17 protein-coding genes and 1 riboswitch are annotated in these 19,535 nt (G+C 31.2%); all 17 genes read left to right on the forward strand.

Annotation, left to right across the window (positions count from 1 at the left end):
* Positions 1–52 precede the first annotated feature (52 nt).
* The 17 genes from thrA to BW723_RS08825 all read left to right on the forward strand — a co-directional run bounded on the left by thrA (position 53) and on the right by BW723_RS08825 (position 19,522).
* Positions 53–3,454: a bifunctional aspartate kinase/homoserine dehydrogenase I gene (gene thrA / locus BW723_RS08745; protein ID WP_068355863.1), complete on the forward strand. Its 3,402-nt coding sequence runs from the start codon at positions 53–55 to the stop codon at positions 3,452–3,454.
* A gap of 85 nt (positions 3,455–3,539) precedes the next feature.
* Positions 3,540–4,706, forward strand: a complete 1,167-nt coding sequence (locus tag BW723_RS08750; RefSeq protein ID WP_068355860.1) for an O-succinylhomoserine sulfhydrylase — start codon at positions 3,540–3,542, stop codon at positions 4,704–4,706.
* A gap of 147 nt (positions 4,707–4,853) precedes the next feature.
* Complete coding sequence (locus BW723_RS08755) at positions 4,854–6,059, forward strand: polysaccharide lyase family 7 protein (protein ID WP_068355857.1); 1,206 nt, start codon at positions 4,854–4,856, stop codon at positions 6,057–6,059.
* Between the two features lie 110 nt (positions 6,060–6,169).
* On the forward strand, positions 6,170–6,583 hold the full coding sequence (locus tag BW723_RS08760; RefSeq protein ID WP_068355855.1) for an RrF2 family transcriptional regulator: 414 nt from the start codon (positions 6,170–6,172) through the stop codon (positions 6,581–6,583).
* Positions 6,584–6,622: 39 nt separating this feature from the next.
* Positions 6,623–7,846 carry an acyloxyacyl hydrolase gene (locus tag BW723_RS17975; protein WP_226789196.1) on the forward strand — a complete coding sequence of 408 codons (1,224 nt, stop codon included), beginning with the start codon at positions 6,623–6,625 and terminating at the stop codon, positions 7,844–7,846.
* Between the two features lie 228 nt (positions 7,847–8,074).
* Positions 8,075–8,338 carry a DUF2061 domain-containing protein gene (locus BW723_RS08770; protein WP_068355852.1) on the forward strand — a complete coding sequence of 88 codons (264 nt, stop codon included), beginning with the start codon at positions 8,075–8,077 and terminating at the stop codon, positions 8,336–8,338.
* The gene (locus BW723_RS08775; protein WP_068355849.1) at positions 8,338–8,952 is read left to right on the forward strand and encodes a phosphoadenosine phosphosulfate reductase domain-containing protein; all 615 of its coding nucleotides are present in this window, start codon (positions 8,338–8,340) and stop codon (positions 8,950–8,952) included. Before BW723_RS08770 ends, BW723_RS08775 begins: the two co-directional genes overlap by 1 nt.
* Before the next feature lie 11 nt (positions 8,953–8,963).
* Positions 8,964–9,869 carry a sulfate adenylyltransferase subunit CysD gene (gene cysD, locus BW723_RS08780; protein ID WP_068355897.1) on the forward strand — a complete coding sequence of 302 codons (906 nt, stop codon included), beginning with the start codon at positions 8,964–8,966 and terminating at the stop codon, positions 9,867–9,869.
* Between the two features lie 115 nt (positions 9,870–9,984).
* Positions 9,985–11,232 carry a sulfate adenylyltransferase subunit 1 gene (locus BW723_RS08785; protein WP_068355846.1) on the forward strand — a complete coding sequence of 416 codons (1,248 nt, stop codon included), beginning with the start codon at positions 9,985–9,987 and terminating at the stop codon, positions 11,230–11,232.
* A 116-nt stretch (positions 11,233–11,348) separates the two neighbouring features.
* Positions 11,349–13,442, forward strand: a complete 2,094-nt coding sequence (locus tag BW723_RS08790) for a HEPN domain-containing protein (RefSeq protein WP_068355843.1) — start codon at positions 11,349–11,351, stop codon at positions 13,440–13,442.
* A 19-nt stretch (positions 13,443–13,461) separates the two neighbouring features.
* Complete coding sequence (gene cobA, locus BW723_RS08795) at positions 13,462–14,232, forward strand: uroporphyrinogen-III C-methyltransferase (protein ID WP_068355840.1); 771 nt, start codon at positions 13,462–13,464, stop codon at positions 14,230–14,232.
* Positions 14,233–14,236: 4 nt separating this feature from the next.
* Positions 14,237–14,812 carry a precorrin-2 dehydrogenase/sirohydrochlorin ferrochelatase family protein gene (locus tag BW723_RS08800; protein ID WP_068355838.1) on the forward strand — a complete coding sequence of 192 codons (576 nt, stop codon included), beginning with the start codon at positions 14,237–14,239 and terminating at the stop codon, positions 14,810–14,812.
* A gap of 70 nt (positions 14,813–14,882) precedes the next feature.
* Entirely contained in the window at positions 14,883–15,938 is a 1,056-nt protein-coding gene (locus tag BW723_RS08805; RefSeq protein WP_068355835.1) for an NAD(P)/FAD-dependent oxidoreductase, read from the forward strand.
* Between the two features lie 298 nt (positions 15,939–16,236).
* Positions 16,237–16,569 carry a 2Fe-2S iron-sulfur cluster-binding protein gene (locus BW723_RS08810; RefSeq protein ID WP_068355832.1) on the forward strand — a complete coding sequence of 111 codons (333 nt, stop codon included), beginning with the start codon at positions 16,237–16,239 and terminating at the stop codon, positions 16,567–16,569.
* Positions 16,570–16,579: 10 nt separating this feature from the next.
* Entirely contained in the window at positions 16,580–17,356 is a 777-nt protein-coding gene (gene epsC / locus BW723_RS08815; RefSeq protein ID WP_068355829.1) for a serine O-acetyltransferase EpsC, read from the forward strand.
* Positions 17,357–17,359: 3 nt separating this feature from the next.
* Positions 17,360–18,247, forward strand: a complete 888-nt coding sequence (cysM, locus tag BW723_RS08820; protein WP_068355826.1) for a cysteine synthase CysM — start codon at positions 17,360–17,362, stop codon at positions 18,245–18,247.
* Between the two features lie 84 nt (positions 18,248–18,331).
* Positions 18,332–18,457, forward strand: a riboswitch (SAM riboswitch).
* Between the two features lie 45 nt (positions 18,458–18,502).
* Positions 18,503–19,522, forward strand: coding sequence for a homocysteine S-methyltransferase family protein (locus BW723_RS08825; protein WP_068355823.1), 1,020 nt, complete (start codon positions 18,503–18,505; stop codon positions 19,520–19,522).
* Positions 19,523–19,535: the final 13 nt, after the last annotated feature.

The following is a 19,535-nucleotide window of genomic DNA, read 5'->3' on the forward strand; positions in this document are numbered from 1 at the left end:
TTTTATTTCCTGCAAAATTTTTAAAACCTTGTAGGTATTAATTGTAATAAATTTGGCACATCCATTAGAACATATTAAAATAATAGATTTTACCACAGAAGCTGGTGCAATAATTCCTGAATTAAATTTGAGTTATCAAGTCTTTGGTAAAGAATTGGGTACAGCTCCTGTGGTTTTAATCAATCATGCATTAACAGGTAATAGCGAAGTTGGTGGTAAAAATGGTTGGTGGCAAGACATTGTTGGTAAAGAAAAAGCCATTAATACTGATGTTTATACAGTGTTGTCTTTTAATATTCCTGGTAATGGTTTTGATGAATTTTTAATAGATAATTACAAAGATTTTATTGCCAGAGATGTAGCAAAACTGTTTTTAAAAGGATTATCAATCTTAAAAATTAAGCAATTATTTGCTTTAATTGGAGGTTCTTTAGGTGGTGGAATTGCTTGGGAAATGGTAGTGTTAAATAATAAAATTACCCAACATTTTTTGCCTATTGCCACAGATTGGAAGTCTACAGATTGGTTAATTGCCAATTGTCAAATTCAAGAGCAATTTTTGGTAAATTCTAGCAATCCTGTACATGATGCTAGAATGCACGCCATGTTGTGTTACAGAACACCAGAGTCTTTTAAAGAGCGTTTTCATCGATCTAAAAACGAAGATTCTGCTATTTTTAATGTAGAAAGTTGGTTGTTGCATCATGGAAAAAAGTTGCAAGAACGTTATCAATTATCGTCTTATAAATTAATGAATCAATTGTTAAAAACGATTGATGTTACTGTTGGTGGCAAAAAAGACATTACAATTTTAGATCAAATAGATGCTAATATTCACATTATTGGTGTGGATTCTGATTTGTTTTTTACAGCAGAAGAAAACAGAGAAACACATAAAAAATTAGCATTAACAAAAGCAAACGTAACGTATAATGAAATTAATTCAGTGCACGGTCATGATGCTTTTTTAATAGAATACAATCAATTAGAAAAAATAATTGAACCCATTTTTAATAAGGATTACAGAGAAAAGAAGATGAAAGTAATAAAGTTTGGAGGTAAATCTTTAGCAAACGGAAAAGGCATAGAAAATGCCATTGATATTATTGTTGATAAATATAAAAATGATGAAAAATTTACGGTAGTTGCTTCTGCAAGAGGAAATACAACCAACGATTTAGAAACTATTTTAGAGTTAGCAGCTTATAAAAAAGAATACAAAACTGAATTTGAAAAGTTCAAGGAATATCAACAAAAACCTAATGATTCAGTTGATTTATCAAAAGAATTTACAAAACTAGAAACCATTTTTGAAGGCGTTTCTTTATTAGGTGATTACAGCCAAAAAATAAAAGACGAGGTTTTAGCGCAAGGAGAATTATTATCAGTAAAATTACTAGCGAGTTTATTAGAAAAAGAAGGTATTTCTGTTAATCCTGTTGATGCAAGATCGTTAATAATTACTGATGAAAATTTTGGAAACGCACAACCAATTCAAGCCGTTTCTAAAGAAAATGTAATTCAGTATTTTAAAGAAAATAAATCTACAATTAACATTGTTACAGGTTTTATTTCATCAAACAAAAAAGGAGAAACAACCACTTTAGGTAGAAATGGAAGTAATTATACTGCAGCTTTATTAGCAAATTTCTTAGATGCGGATGAGTTACAGAATTATACACATGTTAGTGGAATTTATACTGCCGATCCAAAATTGGTAGCAGATGCAAAAAAAATAGATCAATTATCTTTTAATGAAGCTAATGAGCTCGCTACTTTTGGTACGAATTTGTTACATGCTAAAACAATTATTCCGTTAATAGAAAAAAATATTAACCTTAGAATTTTAAATACGTTTAATCTTAATGATAAAGGAACTTTAATTTCTTCAACATCAGCATCACAAGGAATAAAAACTATTTCTACCATAGAAAATATGGCTATGATTAATTTTGAAGGTAGAGGTTTATTAGGAAAAGTTGGTGTAGATGCTCGTATTTTTAATGCGTTAAGTAAAGAAAATATTAGTGTTAATATTATTGCACAAGGTTCTTCTGAAAGAGGTGTTGGTTTGGTCATAAATGCAGAAAATACTTTACGTGCTGTAAATGCATTAAAAGCTGAATTTGAGAGTGATTTTCATGCACAAGATGTAAATCAAATAACTGTTTTTGAAGAAGTTTCTGTAATTTCTATCATTGGGCAAGATTTAAGTCAATTTCATCATCCATATAATGCTTTAATTAAAAATCAAATTGTACCACTATTGTTTAACAACACTGTTACTGGTAAAAATGTAAGTTTAGTGGTTAAAAAAGAGCAATTATTTAAAGCTGTAAATGTAATTCACGGTCAGGTTTTTGGGGTAACCAAAAAGATAAACATTGCCATTTTTGGTAAAGGTTTGGTTGGTGGAACTTTAATCGATCAAATTATAGAAAACACACAATCTGTTTTAGAAAGACGTAAATTACAATTGAATGTTTTTGCAGTGGCAAACTCTAAAAAAGTATTGTTAAAAAAAGATGGCGCTACTAAAAATTGGAAGCAAAATTTATTAAATAATGGAGATGAAAATGTATCTGTAAATGATATTATTTCCTTTGCAAAAACACACCATTTAGAAAACTTAATTGCTGTAGATAATACTGCAAGTGTAAATTTTGTGGCAAATTATATTCCGTTAATAGAAGCTGGTTTCGATTTAGTTTCTTGTAATAAAATAGCCAATACTTTGTCTTTTGATTTTTATAAAGAATTGCGTGCAAAATTAAAAGATTATAAAAAACAATATTTATACGAAACTAATGTTGGTGCTGGTTTACCATTGATTGATACCATTCGTTTACTACATGAATCAGGAGAAAATATTACCAAAATTAGAGGAGTTTTCTCAGGGAGCTTAAGTTACTTATTCAATAATTTTTCTGCGAATGATGTTCCTTTTTCAGAAGTTTTACAGCAAGCAATAGATAAAGGTTTTACAGAACCAGATCCTAGAGAAGATTTAGGAGGTAATGATGTTGCTAGAAAATTACTGATTTTAGCAAGAGAGTTAGAATTAGAAAATGAGTTTGATGAAGTAAAAATCAAAAATTTAATTCCAGAAAATTTAAGAGAAGGTTCTGCAGAAGATTTCTTAGAGAAATTAGAGTTATTGAATGATGAATATCAAACAATAAAAGAAAATCAGAAAGAAAACCACGTTTTACGTTATATTGGCGAATTAAGTGGAGATTTATCCAAAGAAAAAGGTATTTTAGAAGTAAAATTAGTTTCCACGCCAATAAACACACCTTTAGGTTCTTTAAAAGGTTCTGATGCAATTTTTGAAATTTATACAGAATCTTATGGAGAACAACCTATTGTAATTCAAGGAGCAGGAGCAGGAGCAAGTGTAACTGCAAGAGGAGTTTTTGGAGATATATTAAGATTAGCAAAACATAATAACTAAATTAGTAAGCAGTTTTCAGTTGGCAGTATTTCAATCAATAAGAAATAACTAACAACTAAAAACCAACAACTAACAACTATTTAAAATGAACAAACATTTCGAAACAGAAGCAATTAGAAATCAAACAGAAAGAAGTCAGTTTTCTGAGCATTCTACACCTTTATATTTAACATCGAGTTTTGTTTTTGATGATGCAGAAGAAATGCGAGCTTCATTTGCAGAAGAAAAACAGCGTAATTTATATAGTCGTTTTACAAATCCGAATACAACAGAATTTGTAGAAAAAGTAGTACAAATGGAAGGTGCTGAAAGCGGTTATGCTTTTGCAACTGGTATGTCAGCAATTTTTTCATCATTTGCAGCCCTATTAAACGCAGGCGATCATATTGTTTCTTGTAGATCTGTATTTGGTTCTACTCATAGTATGTTTACCAAATATTTGCCAAAATGGAATATTGAAACCTCTTACTTTAAGGTTGATGAAGTAGATTTGGTAGAAAGCTTAATTAAAGAAAATACTAAGATTCTTTATATAGAAACACCAACAAATCCTGCTGTTGATATTTTAGATTTAGAGTTAATTGGTAAAATTGCAAAAAAACATAATCTTATTTTTATTGTTGATAATTGCTTTGCAACACCATACATACAACAACCTATAAAATTCGGCGCAGATTTGGTAATCCATTCTGCTACAAAATTAATGGATGGTCAAGGTAGAGTTTTAGGTGGAGTTACAGTAGGTAAGAAAGATTTGATTCGTGAAATTTATTTATTTGCAAGAAATACTGGGCCAGCAATGTCTCCTTTTAATGCTTGGGTTTTATCAAAAAGTTTAGAAACTTTATCGATTAGAGTAGAAAAACATTGCGAAAATGCTTTAAAAGTAGCTGAGTTTTTAGAAGAAAATCAAAATGTTGAGTTGGTAAAATACCCTTTTTTAAAATCGCATCCTCAATATGAAGTAGCTCAAAAACAAATGAAATTAGGAGGTAACATTGTTGCTTTCGAAATTAAAGGCGGAATTGAAGCTGGTAGAAAATTCTTAGACAAAATAAAAATGTGTTCATTATCAGCAAATTTAGGTGATACAAGAACTATTGTTACGCATCCATCTTCTACAACTCACGGACGTTTATCAGAAGAAGATCGATTAGAAGTTGGCATTACAAACGGATTAGTACGTGTTTCTGTAGGTCTAGAAAATGCAAATGATATTATCGAAGATTTAAGTCAGGCTTTAGAAAAATAGTCTAACTTAAGTCTTATTTTTTCTAGTTGTTTTCAGCTGTTTTTAGGTTTTAAATATCTTAAATAATAATTTTATTTAAAAACAACGTAAATTGGTTAACCAATTTTGTATTTTTAAAAACTCAATTATAAAGTTATTATTTGTCTTATGAAAAATGCCTACAGATTACTTTTTATTAGTTTTTTATTGATGTCTTTATCTGCTTGTGGTTCTAGCGAAACAGAAGAAGAGCTAACAGAAATTTTAGAGCTAACCACAGTTAATGAGTTTTCTGCGTATCAAGAAACACAAACAGTAAACGTTACAGCAAATATGTATTGGTTTACTGATGTAGTTGGAGATTGGATTTCAGTTACACCAAGATATGGTACAAATAACGCAACTATAGAAATTACTGCAGCTACAAATTCGGTTTACGAAAAACGAACAGGATCAATTACTGTAAATGTTGGTAATTTGTCAAAAACCATAACAATTACACAAGCAGCCAGAGAAGAAAGTTCTGGAGAATTAGACCCAAATAAACCACCATCACAAAATTTTGATTTATCAACCTGGAAATTAAATACACCAGAAAATAACGGAAGTGGTTTTGCAAAAACAATTTCTGTTAGTGAAATGAATAGCGGTTATGAAGATGATGAATATTTCTATACTGCTGATGATGGAGGTATGGTTTTTAAATGCCCTGTTGATGGTTTTAAAACATCAGCAAATACAAGTTATACCAGAGTTGAATTGCGAGAAATGTTGAGAGGAACTGATACAAGTATTAGTACTCAAGGTGTAAATAAAAACAACTGGGTTTTTGGTACTGCACCAGATTCTGATAAAAATGCTGCTGCTGGTTATGATGGAGAAATGACAGCAACTTTAGCTATAAATCACGTTACTACAACAGGAAGTAGTAGTCATGTTGGTCGATTAATTATTGGGCAAATTCATGCAAATGATGATGAACCAATTCGTGTTTATTATAGAAAATTAAAAAACAATGCTTTGGGGTCTATTTATTTTGCTCACGAACCAACAGATGGTAATGGAGATGAACAATGGATTGATGTAATTGGCTCTAGAAGTAGCTCTGTAGCAAATCCAGAAGACGGAATTGCGCTAAACGAAAAGTTCACTTATACCATAAATGTTGTTGGTGATTTACTAACGTTTACTGTTTCTAGAGAAGGAAAAGAGGATGTTGTAAAAACTGTAAATATGCAAAATAGCGGTTTTAATGTAAGTGGGCAATATATGTATTTTAAAGCCGGAATTTATCAAGCAAATAACACAGGTGATGCAAACGATTATGCACAAGCAACTTTTTATGCACTAGAAAAAAGTCATACAACGAATTAAGAAGCTTTTTGTATCATTTTTAGGTATTAGGATTTAGTAATAAACTTAGATATAAAGTTTATCCTACTATCTTAGTATGGTGATTGATTTAAATTATGTAATTTTGTATTATGCTATCTAAAAAAACAAAATATGGAATTAAAGCACTTACTTTTTTAGCAAAACAAGAGTGTAGAAGTCCTGTGCAAATTGCTACGATTTCTAAGAGTGAAAACATTTCTCTAAAATTTTTAGAAAGTATTTTGTTAACGCTCAGAAAAAATGGTTTTTTGGGTTCTAAAAAAGGAAAAGGAGGTGGTTATTATCTCTTAAAAGAGCCATCAGAAATTCATATGACGTCTATTATGAGAATTTTAGAAGGACCAATTGCAATGGTGCCCTGTGTAAGTTTAAATTTTTATGAAAAATGTGCTGATTGTCCAGATGAAAATGCTTGTTCAGTTCATAAACTTATGATACAAGTTAGAGATAATACATTACAAATTTTCAGAAATACCACATTAGCAGATTTAACCAACAATTAAAATTTGTTTTTTTATTTTTGATAAATTGCTGCACAATCAATGAAAAATAAAAATCGTTTTCTATTGCTAATTTTCTTTCTTTCTGTTTCTCTTTTTAGTCAAGAAGAAGAAAAGCAAAAAACAAAATTCACCAATTTTTTAGCCAATTCTTATTATAGTGTAAATTTCGGAGGAATTTTCTATCCCTTTTCAAATGATAATTTAATCGAAGGTTATCAAACAGAAACATTTAGTAAAAATTGGTTTTCTGGCAGATTCATGCTGGGGCATAAAATAACTAATAATTTATCAGCACAATTTGGTACAATGAGACCAGCTTCATGGTTTAAATACAATAATGTAAACAATATTGGTTATGAAAGAAGTGTTTGGATTAATGCTTGGTTTTTATCACTTAAAAAAGATTTTAAATTATCGAACAAAACTTCTTTTTATGCAGAAGCTGGTATTGCTAATTTAACCAGATTTGGTTTTTCTATAGATGATAAAGAAATTTATAATGATGCACATTATGCGAGTTTAATTTATGGTCTTGGCTTACAATATCGATTAACAGAAAAATGGCGCTTGTCTGCAAACGGAACATTTTTACCAAAATCAGAAAAACAAAATCAGCCATCAATTTCGCAATTTTCTTTAGGTTTTGAATATCATTTGCAACAAGTTGATGATAAAACTGCAAATGAATATGCAAAAAACGATTACTTTTTTCCAAATAACATTTTACAATTTAGTTATGGTACAGGAGAGATTGGTTTTGGATTAAATGAATTTTTTGGAATGAGTATGAAAGTAGGTAATTTCGAGAGTTTCGGAATTCCTGTTTTTTGGGTAGGAGAAATAAAAGCGCAACACGCAGTTTCTTTAACTTATCAAAGGTTAATTTATAGGTCAGAGAAAATTTTCTCTTTAGATTGGGGTGTAAGCGCTACATATTTTCAATCAACAAGAGGTAAAACAGATGTGTTTGCATTTTCAATTTTTCCAGTATTGCGTTTTTATTTATTAAGAAAAAAAGATTATGATTTTTATACTAATTACTCAATAATAGGACCAACTTATATTTCTAAAAGCGATATCGATAATACTCAAACTGGTCCCAAAACTACCTATCAAGACACTATGGGCTTTGGTGTTTTTTTCGGAAAAAAAAGACGATATAATTTCGAATTACGTATAATGCACTACTCAAATGGTAATATTTTTACTAAAAATGATGGTGTTGCAATTCCTATTCAGTTCACTTTAGGTAAAACTTTCTAGTTTTAACAGACTTCTATATGCTTTTCGGTTAATAAATTACATATTATTTCTTCTACTAAAACCTTTTAGTAATTATATATTCTCAATTATTAGCTTCTTTTATTGTTAATGTACTAAATCATCAGTATTTAAGTAATTTTTATGCTTAGAACAGCGTTTTTTCTTTGTAAATAACGTAAGTTTGCATACCCTACTAAGTAAATAGGGTAATGGTATTAATAAATTATTATGATTGTAGATCAAATGATTTTTAACAAAAAGATAGCAAAACAAAGTTTTGAAGAAGATGTTACTTCAGAGAAGCCTGTAAGAAGTATTGTAAAAGCATTAAGCTGGAGAGTTGTTGGTACTTTAGATACATTAATAGTCTCTTATATTTTAACAGGTAAAATAGCTTTGGCAGCATCGATTGCCTCTGTAGATTTCTTAACAAAACTAATCTTATACTTCTTTCACGAAAGAGTTTGGAACAAAATAAAATGGGGAAAATAATGAGCCTAGATTTAGATAAAATAAACAATGATTTAAAAGATAAAAGTCCTGCAGAAATTATTGCTTGGGCTATTTCTTTTGCAAAAAATGCAGTAATTACAACAAACTTCAGACCATATGAAGTTGCTATTTTAAATGCAGTTACAGAAGTAAAAAAAGATATAAAAGTAATTTGGTGCGATACGGGTTACAATACAGTACAGACTTACAAGCACGCAGAAGAAATTATAGAAAAATTAGATTTAAACATTCAATTATATACACCAAAACAAACTGCTGCGCATAGAAATGTGGTTTTAGGAGTTCCGTCTATAGAAGATCCAAAACACGCAGTTTTTACAGAGCAGGTAAAATTAGAACCTTTTGCTAGAGCTATGAAAGAACATGAACCAGATGTTTGGTTTACAAATCTTAGAAAAGGGCAAACTGCTTTTAGAAATAGTATAGATGTTGTTTCTGTAAGCAAAGACGGAATTGTAAAAGTAAGTCCGTTTTATAATTGGACAGATGAGCAATTAGATACCTATTTAGAAGAAAAGAATTTACCAAATGAATTCACCTATTTCGATCCAACAAAAGTAGAGAGTAACCGCGAATGTGGTTTACATATATAAAAAATAAGACAATGAGTCAGACAACAATTCAAGTAGATGCTTTAGAAAGCGAAGCAATTTATATTTTTAGAGAAGTAGTTGCACAATTCGAAAAACCAGTGTTGTTATTTTCTGGAGGAAAAGACAGTATAACACTAGTGCGTTTAGCGCAAAAAGCATTTTATCCTGCAAGAATCCCTTTTCCTTTAATGCATATAGATACAGGTCATAATTTTCCTGAAACTATAGAATTTAGAGATCGTTTAGCAAAAGAATTAGGGGTTGAGTTAATTGTAAGAAATGTACAAGATAATATCGATTCTGGTAGAGTAAAAGAAGAAACCGGTAGGTATGCAAGTAGAAATATGTTGCAAACCGAAACTTTATTAGATGCTATAGAAGAATTTGGTTTTGATGCTTGTATTGGTGGCGCAAGAAGAGACGAAGAAAAAGCAAGAGCTAAAGAACGTATCTTTTCTGTAAGAGATGATTTTGGCCAATGGGATGAAAAAAACCAACGTCCAGAGGTTTTTGATATGTTAAATGGAAGGATTGATTTAGGGCAAAATGTACGTGTTTTTCCAATATCAAACTGGACAGAATTAGACGTTTGGTCTTATATAGAGCAAGAAGAAATTGAAATTCCGTCTATTTATTTTGCCCACAAAAGAAAAATATTTGTGAGAGATGGTATGATTTGGTCTGCAGATGATGAAGTTGTGTATAGAGACAAGGAAGAAGTTGTAGAAGAAAGAATGGTTCGTTTTAGAACTGTAGGCGATATGAGTTGTACAGCAGCAGTTTTATCTGATGCAGTAGACATTGCAAAAGTTGTTGAAGAAATCAGAGATTCCTCCATATCAGAAAGAGGAGCCAGAATAGATGATAAACGTTCTGAAGCAGCAATGGAAAAAAGAAAACAGCAAGGGTATTTCTAAAATTTTCTTAAGAAAATTTTAGCCCTTAGCTTTTGGCTTTTAGTCATTAGCAAAAAAATAAAAAGAATACAAATTAAGCTAAAAGCCAAAAGCAAATAGCTAACAGCTAATAAAAATGAAAGTATTAAAAATAGCAACAGCAGGAAGTGTAGATGATGGTAAAAGTACCTTAATTGGTCGTATTTTATACGATACCAAATCATTAACAGATGATAAGTTAGAAGCCATAGAAGAAAAAAGTCAGCAAAGAGGATTTGATTATTTAGATTTCTCGTTGGCAACAGATGGTTTAGTTGCAGAACGTGAACAAGGTATTACAATAGATGTAGCACATATTTATTTTTCTACGCCTAGCAAAAGTTTCATTATTGCAGATACACCAGGTCATATAGAATACACAAGAAATATGGTTACTGGTGCTTCTACAGCACAAGCTTCTATTGTTTTAATTGATGCTAGAAACGGAGTTGTAGAGCAAACTTACAGACACTTTTTTATCAATAATTTATTAAGAATTAAAGATGTTGTAATTGCTGTAAATAAAATGGATTTAGTTGATTATTCAGAAGAAAAATATAATGTTATAAAAGGTGAAATTGAATATTTAGCTAGCAAAAGCGAATACAAGGGTCAGAACTTAACCTTCATTCCTTTATCAGCATTAAAAGGTGATAACGTAGTTGAAAAATCTGATAATATGGCTTGGTACAAAGGAGAAACATTAATGCATCACTTAGAAAATTTAGATGCAGAAGATATTAACGACGAATCTCAAACGCGTTTTCCTGTACAAACTGTTATTAGACCAAAAACAGAAGAATACCACGATTTTAGAGGCTATGCAGGCAAAATTTACGGAGGAGATTTTGAAGTAGGAGATGACGTAGCTGTTTTACCATCATTAACAAAATCAAAAATCAAAACAATTAATTTTTTCGATAAAGAATATCAAAAAGCAAAAAGAGGAAGCTCAGTTACCATTACTTTAGAAGATAATGTAAATGTAAGTAGAGGAGATATGTTAGTAAAAACTAATGAAGAACCTAAAATTGCAAAACAATTAGACGCAACTATTTGTTGGATGGACAAAGAACCTTTACAGGCATCACAAAAATATTACATCAAACACGGTGTAAATGATGCCCAAGCGAAAATTACACAATTATCAAGCATCATAAAAACTGATTTTTCTGGAATTGAAGAAAATCCATCAGAACTAGAATTAAATCAAATTGGAGACATTCAATTAAAATTGAGTAAACCTTTAGCGTTTGATGCTTATAAAAACAATAAATCTAATGGGTCATTTATTTTAATTAACCCAAAAACGAATAATACTGTTGGTGTTGGTTTTATAAAGTAAAACATCCTGCAAGGTTTCAAAAACCTTGTAGGTAATAGAGAAAAAAGTAATTAACAATACTCTTAAAACCCGAGTAAGAGTTCCTTCCCTTTTGGAAGGTTAGGATGGGCTTTTGTATGAAAAGTTTTGAAACAGAAATAGAAAATCCGATTGTAGAAAAAGATATTATTGAATTGGCAGATAAAATTGCTGCATTCAATAACCTACAAATTGATGAGGAAAAATTCAGAAGTCTTCGTTTAGCAAGAGGAGTTTACGGTCAGCGTCAAGCAGGCGTACAAATGATTCGTATAAAACTGCCTTATGGTAAAGTGAAGAGTAATCAATTACGCAGAATTTCTGAAGTTTCTGATGAATATTCTAGAGGTAGATTGCATATTACAACGCGTCAAGATATTCAAATTCATTATGTAGATCTAAACAGAACTCCAGAATTGTGGGCAGAGTTAGAAAAAGATGATGTTACATTAAGAGAAGCTTGTGGTAATGTGGTTAGAAACGTAACAGCATCAGAAACTGCAGGTATAGATGTTAACGAGCCTTTTGATGTTTCTCCTTATGCAGATGCATTGTATAAATTCTTTTTACGTAACCCAATTTGTCAAGAAATGGGACGTAAATTTAAAGTTTCATTTTCTTCTACGGATGAAGATACAGGCTTGTCTTATTTACACGATTTAGGTTTTATCGCTAAAATTGAAAACGGAATAAGAGGTTTTAAAGTAATGGTAGCGGGTGGTTTAGGTTCGCAACCAAGACACGCAGAAACTTTATACGAGTTTTTACCATCAGACAAAATAATTCCGGTAATGGAAGGTGTTTTAAGAATTTTTGATAGATATGGTGAGCGTAAAAGTAGGGCCAAAGCAAGAATGAAATTCTTATTAAAAGATATCGGTTTAGAAGCTTTTAGAGATTTAATTGCACAAGAACAAAAAGCAATTGAATTAAAAACGGTTGCCATAGATGCAGACGCTTATGTTGCTTCAACTCCTGTTTCTGTTGATGTGCCTCAGGTTGAAATTAAAAACCAAGAAGCATTTGAATTATGGAAATCGACTAATTTAATTCCCCAAAAACAAGAAGGTTTTGTAGCAATCGGAATTAAAGTTTTATTAGGAGATTTTTACACAGACAAAGCAAGATTATTAGCAGATTTAGTTGATGAATATGCAGCAGGAGAAATTAGATTAACATTACGTCAGAATATTGTGATTCCTTTTGTTAAGGAAGACTTGGTTCCTTATTTTTATCAAGAACTAGAAAAATTAGGTTTTGTTGAGGCAGGGTATAACAAAGCAGTAGATATTACAGCTTGTCCAGGAACAGATACATGTAATTTAGGTATTGCAAGTAGTACAGGAATTGCAGAAGAGTTAGAGAAAGTGATTGCTGCAGAATATCCTCAATACTTAAAAAACGAAGATCTTGTTATTAAGATTAGTGGTTGTATGAATGCTTGTGGGCAACACAATATGGCTAATATTGGTTTTCAAGGGATGACAGTAAGAACGCCAGACAAATTAGTTGCACCAGCATTGCAAGTTTTATTAGGTGGTGGTAATTTAGGTGATGGAAATGGTGTTTTTGCAGATAAAGTTGTAAAAGTACCAAGTAGAAGAGGCCCAGAAGCATTAAGAAGAATCTTAAACGATTTTGAAGCCAATGCAAACGGAAAACAATTTGTTGATTATTATAAAGAACAAGGAGAAAAATATTTCTATAATTTCTTAAACGATTTACAAGACGCAACTAATTTAACCCAAGAAGATTTTATTGATTGGGGAGAGTCTGAAAAGTATGTAAAAGAAATCGGAATTGGAGAGTGTGCAGGTGTTGTTATCGATTTAATTGCTACTTTGTTTTTAGAAAGTGAAGAGAAAATTGATAATGCAAAAGATGCCTTAGAAAACGGAGTGTATTCTGGTTCAATTTATTATACATATCAATCAATAGTAAATTCTGCAAAAGCATCATTATTAGCAGAAAATAAGAAAACGAATACACACGCAAGTATAATAGCGCAATTCGATGATTTATTTGTAACATCTGGTAAAATAAATTTAGGTACATCTTTTTCAGAGTTGATTTATCAAATTAATAAATATGCACCAACAAAAGAGTTTGCTGAGAAATATATAAATGATGCAAATACATTTTTACAAAAAGTAAGAGCTTATAGAGAAGCAGAAACTACAGTTGCACAATAATTCGCTTAAAAGAAAAAGTATGAGTTTAAAAACGCCAAAATTAACGGTTGTAGGTGCTGGTCCTGGAGATGTAGATTTAATTACAATAAAAGCAATTAAAGTTTTAAAAACTGCAGATGTTGTTTTATACGATGCTTTAGTAAATGAAGAATTACTAGATTACATCAATCCAGAAGCAGAGCAAATTTTTGTAGGTAAACGTAGAGGCTGCTATCGTTATCAACAAGAACAAATTAACGAATTAATTGTAGAAAGAGCTAAAACTTCTGGACACGTAGTTCGTTTAAAAGGTGGAGACCCATTTATTTTTGGTAGAGGAGCAGAAGAAATGGAATATGCTGCAAATAATGGTTTAGAAACAGCAATTGTTCCAGGTATTTCATCTTCTTTAGCAGTGCCTGCATATCAAAATATACCTTTAACAAAAAGAGGGAGTTCAGAAAGTTTTTGGGTAATTACGGGTACAACAAAAGAGCATAAAATATCATCAGATATCGAATTGGCAGCAAAGTCTAATGCAACAGTAGTGGTGTTAATGGGCATGAGTAAGTTGCCTCAAATTGTAAAATTATTTCAAGCTCAAGGTAAAAATAATTTACCAGTTGCTATTATTCAAAATGGCACAAGAGCTGATGAAAAAATCGGAATAGGCACTGTAGATACTATCGAAAATGTTGTTGTAGAAAACGAATTAAGAAATCCTGCAATTATTGTTTTGGGAGATGTTGTAAAACATCGTCAAGTCATTTTAGATATTCAACAAGAATATGCAACTCAATTAAAAGAATAGTATTTTGGAAAGAAATAATTTATATCCTATTTTTTTAAAAACCAAAAACTTACAAGTATTAATTGTTGGTGGAGGTTTTGTGGCAGAAGAAAAACTAACGTTTTTGTTAAAATCGAGCCCAGATGCTAATGTAACAATTGTATCACCAATGTTTAGAGAAGGTACAGTAACTTTGTCAAAAAAAGGGAATGTAAAACTTATTCAAAAAAAGTATAGTAAAAAGTATTTAAAAGGGAAGCACATTGTTGTGGCAACAACCGATATTCCTAAAATTAACGAAACAGTTTACAGCCATTGTAGAAAAAGAAGTATTTTAGTTAATGTTGCAGATAATCCACCATATTGCGATTTTTATATGGGAGGAATTGTAACAAAAGGAAATGTAAAAGTGGCAATTTCTACAAACGGAAAATCGCCAACAACAGCTAAAAGATTACGTCAGTTTTTCGAAGAAGTAATTCCAGAAAATATTGATGATTTAGTAAAGAATTTAAACGAGTATAGAAAAACCATCAAAGGAGACTTTGAGGAAAAAGTAGAAAAGCTAAACGAATTCACAAAAAGTTTAGTACAGAAATAAAATGGCTATTAGCCTTTAGCGTTTTGCAATTAGCGAAAGGCCAAAAGCGAAAAGCCAAAAGCAAACAATTATGATTACAACAGATATATTAATTATCGGAGCAGGACCAACAGGATTATTCACAATTTTCGAAGCAGGTTTATTAAAATTAAAATGTCATTTAATAGATGCGTTACCACAACCAGGTGGTCAATGTTCAGAAATTTATCCAAAGAAACCAATTTATGATATTCCTGCCTATCCAGAAATTTTAGCAGGCGATTTAACAGACAAACTGTTAGAACAAACTAAGCAATTCGAGCCAGGTTTTACTTTAGGAGAAAGAGCAGAAACTATAGATAAACAAGATGATGGTACTTTTATTGTAACTACAAATAAGGGCACAAAACATCACGCAAAAATTGTTGCTATTGCAGGTGGTTTAGGTTCTTTTGAGCCAAGAAAACCAGCTATTGATAACTTAATAAAGTTCGAAGATAATGGAGTAGAATACATTATTAAAGAGCCAGAATTATACAGAGATAAAAAAGTGGTGATTTCTGGAGGTGGAGATTCTGCTTTAGATTGGGCAATTTTCTTATCAGATGTTGCATCAGAAGTAACTTTAATTCACAGAAGAAACGAATTTAGAGGCGCTTTAGATTCAGTAGAAAAAGCACAAGAATTAAAAAACTTGGGTAAAATCAACATTATAACTCCAGCCGAAGTAAAAGGAATTATTGGCGATGATAAAGTTACAGGTGTAGTTGTAGAGAAAAAAGGCGAAGATGCTGCAATTATAGATACAGATCACTTTATCCCTTTATTTGGTTTATCACCAAAATTAGGGCCAATTGCAAACTGGGGCCTAGAAATCGAAAAAAATGCAATTAAAGTAAATAACGCTTTAGATTATCAAACAAATATTCCAGGAATTTACGCTATTGGAGATGTAAACACCTATCCAGGAAAATTAAAATTGATTCTTTGTGGTTTTCATGAAGCAACTTTAATGTGTCAAAGTGCATACAAAAGAATTTTTCCAGACAAGAAATATGTAATGAAGTATACAACAGTAGGTGGTGTACAAGGATTTGATGGTACAAAGAAAGAAGCACCAAAAGCAGTTGTAAAAGCAATAGAATAGCAATCCTGCAAGGTTTTAAAACCTAATAGGTATGTTAATAGCTTTTTAGTCCAAAAATATTTATGAAAATAATGTTTTTAAGAAGCTATTTCCAGCTTTCAGCACTCGATTTTTTGCCTAAAAAGGCAAAAAGAGCTCAAACAAATGCTTCAATCTGGGCTAAACTAGTTTAAAAAATCAATTGCTTTCTTGCAATAAAAGGTAAATTTAAAGGTGTAAATCTAAACAAGTTTTTAAAATTTGTAAGGTTTAAAATCATCCAAATTCATTAATTTTGGACTTTGGTAAATAAATAAAAATGAGTGTAGATATTAACATAAAAATAACCGATAGAAATGGCGAAACACATGAAATTGTTGCGCCAACAGATATGGCAATGAACCTTATGGAAGTTGTTCGTTCTTACGAGTTAGCAGAAGAAGGTACTATTGGTATTTGTGGAGGAATGGCAATGTGTGCCTCTTGCCAATGTTATGTAAAATCTGATCACGAATTACCAGAAATGACAGACGATGAAGATGCAATGTTAGCAGAAGCATTTAATGTAGAAGATAATAGTAGATTAGGTTGTCAAATACAAATGACACCAGAATTAGAAGGTTTAGAAGTAGAATTAGCGCCAGAAAGCTAGAGTTTAAAAAATGAAACAATCAGAACAAATAAAAGAAGCAACCCAATTAATTGGTGCTAAAAATTACAGCATGTGTTTAAGAGACGCTGTTGAGGTTTTTACCAAACAATTAATTAATAATTTGTTCGATGTAAATGATTTAGCAGAAAGTGGTGCAGATACCAGAAATAAGTTTTTACAAATACTAAGAAGATTATCTGTAGAAAAAGGTGAGCATCTTTGGAGCGAGTATAAAAGTTTCTTTGTAGAAATTAGAGAGAAATTAGATTTAGATGCCATAGCTGCAGAAAAAAATGATCCTGCTTGCAAAAGTTTAGAAGAAGTCTATTTGGCTTATCCTGGGTTTTATGCAATTGCTGTACATCGTTTAAGTCATCAATTGCTAAAATTAGAAGTTCCTGTTTTGCCAAGAATGATGAGCGAATTTGCACATAGTACAACAGGTACAGATATTCATCCTGGTGCAGAAATTGGCGATTCATTTTTTATAGATCACGCAACAGGTATTGTAATAGGAGAAACAACCATTATTAAAAATGATGTTTCTATTTATCAAGGAGTAACTTTAGGAGGTATCCAAGTTAAAAAGAGTTTGGCATCAACTAAAAGACATCCAACTATAGAAAGTGGCGTTGTTATTTACGCAAATGCTACTATTTTAGGTGGTGATGTAATTATTGGCGCAAATTCTGTTATTGGCGCAAATGTTTGTGTTACAGAATCAATTTTAGAAAATTCTGTAGTAACTGTACAATCAGAAAATAATATTTTTCAAAAAAGAAATTAAAAAATGCAGACAAAAAGTATCATAGATTTTGTAGGAAATACACCTTTGGTGGAAGCAAGAAATATCTTTAAAAAAGAAGGAGTTACTTTATTATTAAAATTAGAAGGTAACAATCCTGGAGGAAGTGTAAAAGATAGAGCTGCTTATTATATGATTTCTGAAGCCATCAAAAGAAAAAATATTAAACAAGGAGATACTTTAGTAGAAGCTACAAGTGGTAATACAGGTATTGCTTTAGCTTTAATGGCAAAAGTTTTGGGTGTAAATATGGTAATAACAATGCCAGAAAACTCAACTATAGAAAGAGTTAAAACAATGCGTGCTTATGGTGCAAAAGTAATTTTAACTCCTGCTGATAAAGGTATGGAAGGTGCAATTGATCACGCATTAAAATTAAAATATAAAAAAGGATATTTTCGATTAAATCAATTCGACAATTTCGATAATCCAAAGGCACATTACAAAACAACTGGTCCAGAAATCTGGAGAGATACAGAAGGCGAAGTAACGCATTTTGTTTCTGCAATGGGTACAACTGGTACAATTACAGGTGTTTCAGATTTCTTAAAAGAAAAAAACGAAAACATTACAATTATTGGTGCACAGCCTAAAGATGGTGCAAGAATTCCTGGTATCAGAAAATGGAAAGAAGAATATTTGCCAGCTATTTTTAATTTAAAAAAAATAGATCAAGTATTAGAAGTAAGTGAAGAAGAAGCAAGAGAAATGACTATTCGTCTAGCAAAAGAAGAAGGTATTTTTGCAGGTATGAGTAGTGGGGGATCTGTTGCAACAGCATTAAAAGTAGCAAACTCAATAGATAAAGGAGTTGTTGTAGCAATCATTTGCGATAGAGGAGATAGATACTTATCATCAGATATCTATCAGTAAATTAAAAGTAAAATAGCTATTTGCTATAAAATCAAAAAAAAAGTTCGTTACTTTGTCGCGAATTTAGTTCATAAACTTATTAATACGTTATCACGAAAGGCAGAGGGATTAGACCCAATGAAGCTTTGGCAACCTCTCAGAAATGAGAAAGGTGCTACATTCTACAATCTATTTTGATGATTTATCAAAACAGTAATTGACAGATAACAGCGAAAAATACCACTTTCCTGATGACATATGATAGAATAATAAAATATGTCAAACATATACAAAGCTTTACAAGAGAGAATTTTAGTTTTAGATGGTGCTATGGGTACTATGCTACAAGCTTATAAATTTACAGAAGAAGATTTTAGAGGAGAACGCTTTAAAGATTACCCAACACCTTTGCAGGGTAATAACGATTTATTGTCTATAACGCAACCAGAGGCTATAAAAACTATTCACGGAAAATATTTTGAAGCTGGTGCAGATATTATAGAAACCAATACTTTTTCTGGAACTACAATTGCAATGGCAGATTATCAGATGGAAGATTTAGTGTACGAGCTAAATTATCAATCTGCAAAAATAGCCAAAGAAGTTGCTGATGAATTTACAGCAAAAGAACCACATAAACCACGTTTTGTAGCAGGCTCTATTGGGCCAACCAACAGAACTGCAAGTATGTCTCCAGATGTTAATGATCCTGGTTATAGAGCTGTAACTTTCGATGAATTAAGAATTGCTTACAAACAGCAAGCAGAAGCTTTAATGGATGGCGGAGCAGATATCTTATTAGTAGAAACTGTTTTTGATACCTTAAATGCAAAAGCAGCTTTATTTGCAATAGAGCAAGTAAAAGAAGAAAGAGCTATCGAAATTCCTGTAATGTTAAGTGGTACAATTACAGATGCTTCTGGTAGAACTTTATCGGGACAAACAGCAGAGGCATTTTTAATTTCTGTTTCTCATATTCCATTACTTTCAGTAGGATTTAATTGTGCTTTAGGAGCCAATTTATTACAACCCCATTTAGAGGCAATTGCCAATAAAACTGAGTTTGCAGTTTCTGCACATCCAAATGCAGGTTTACCAAATGCTTTTGGTGAGTATGATGAAACCCCAGAAGAAATGGGAGAACAGATTGAAGAATATTTAAAGAAAAATCTAATCAATATTATTGGGGGTTGTTGTGGTACATCACCAGATCATATTCGTGTAATTGCAGATATTGCTGCTAAATATAAACCTAGAGAAGCTGTAACTGTCAGTACAGTAGAAAGTTCTTTATAAAATGATAGAAAGT

It is taken from the genome of Polaribacter reichenbachii, from assembly GCF_001975665.1.
GTDB lineage: Bacteria > Bacteroidota > Bacteroidia > Flavobacteriales > Flavobacteriaceae > Polaribacter > Polaribacter reichenbachii.

Excerpts from the sequence above, each read along its gene's own strand:
- BW723_RS08750 (WP_068355860.1), top strand. The coding sequence starts at position 3,540 with ATGAACAAACATTTCGAAACAGAAGCAATTAGAAATCAAACAGAAAGA.
- BW723_RS08755 (WP_068355857.1), top strand. The coding sequence starts at position 4,854 with ATGAAAAATGCCTACAGATTACTTTTTATTAGTTTTTTATTGATGTCT.
- BW723_RS08760 (WP_068355855.1), top strand. The coding sequence starts at position 6,170 with ATGCTATCTAAAAAAACAAAATATGGAATTAAAGCACTTACTTTTTTA.
- BW723_RS17975 (WP_226789196.1), top strand. The coding sequence starts at position 6,623 with ATGAAAAATAAAAATCGTTTTCTATTGCTAATTTTCTTTCTTTCTGTT.
- BW723_RS08770 (WP_068355852.1), top strand. The coding sequence starts at position 8,075 with ATGATTGTAGATCAAATGATTTTTAACAAAAAGATAGCAAAACAAAGT.
- BW723_RS08775 (WP_068355849.1), top strand. The coding sequence starts at position 8,338 with ATGAGCCTAGATTTAGATAAAATAAACAATGATTTAAAAGATAAAAGT.
- cysD (WP_068355897.1), top strand. The coding sequence starts at position 8,964 with ATGAGTCAGACAACAATTCAAGTAGATGCTTTAGAAAGCGAAGCAATT.
- BW723_RS08785 (WP_068355846.1), top strand. The coding sequence starts at position 9,985 with ATGAAAGTATTAAAAATAGCAACAGCAGGAAGTGTAGATGATGGTAAA.
- BW723_RS08790 (WP_068355843.1), top strand. The coding sequence starts at position 11,349 with ATGAAAAGTTTTGAAACAGAAATAGAAAATCCGATTGTAGAAAAAGAT.
- cobA (WP_068355840.1), top strand. The coding sequence starts at position 13,462 with ATGAGTTTAAAAACGCCAAAATTAACGGTTGTAGGTGCTGGTCCTGGA.
- BW723_RS08805 (WP_068355835.1), top strand. The coding sequence starts at position 14,883 with ATGATTACAACAGATATATTAATTATCGGAGCAGGACCAACAGGATTA.
- BW723_RS08810 (WP_068355832.1), top strand. The coding sequence starts at position 16,237 with ATGAGTGTAGATATTAACATAAAAATAACCGATAGAAATGGCGAAACA.
- epsC (WP_068355829.1), top strand. The coding sequence starts at position 16,580 with ATGAAACAATCAGAACAAATAAAAGAAGCAACCCAATTAATTGGTGCT.
- cysM (WP_068355826.1), top strand. The coding sequence starts at position 17,360 with ATGCAGACAAAAAGTATCATAGATTTTGTAGGAAATACACCTTTGGTG.
- BW723_RS08825 (WP_068355823.1), top strand. The coding sequence starts at position 18,503 with ATGTCAAACATATACAAAGCTTTACAAGAGAGAATTTTAGTTTTAGAT.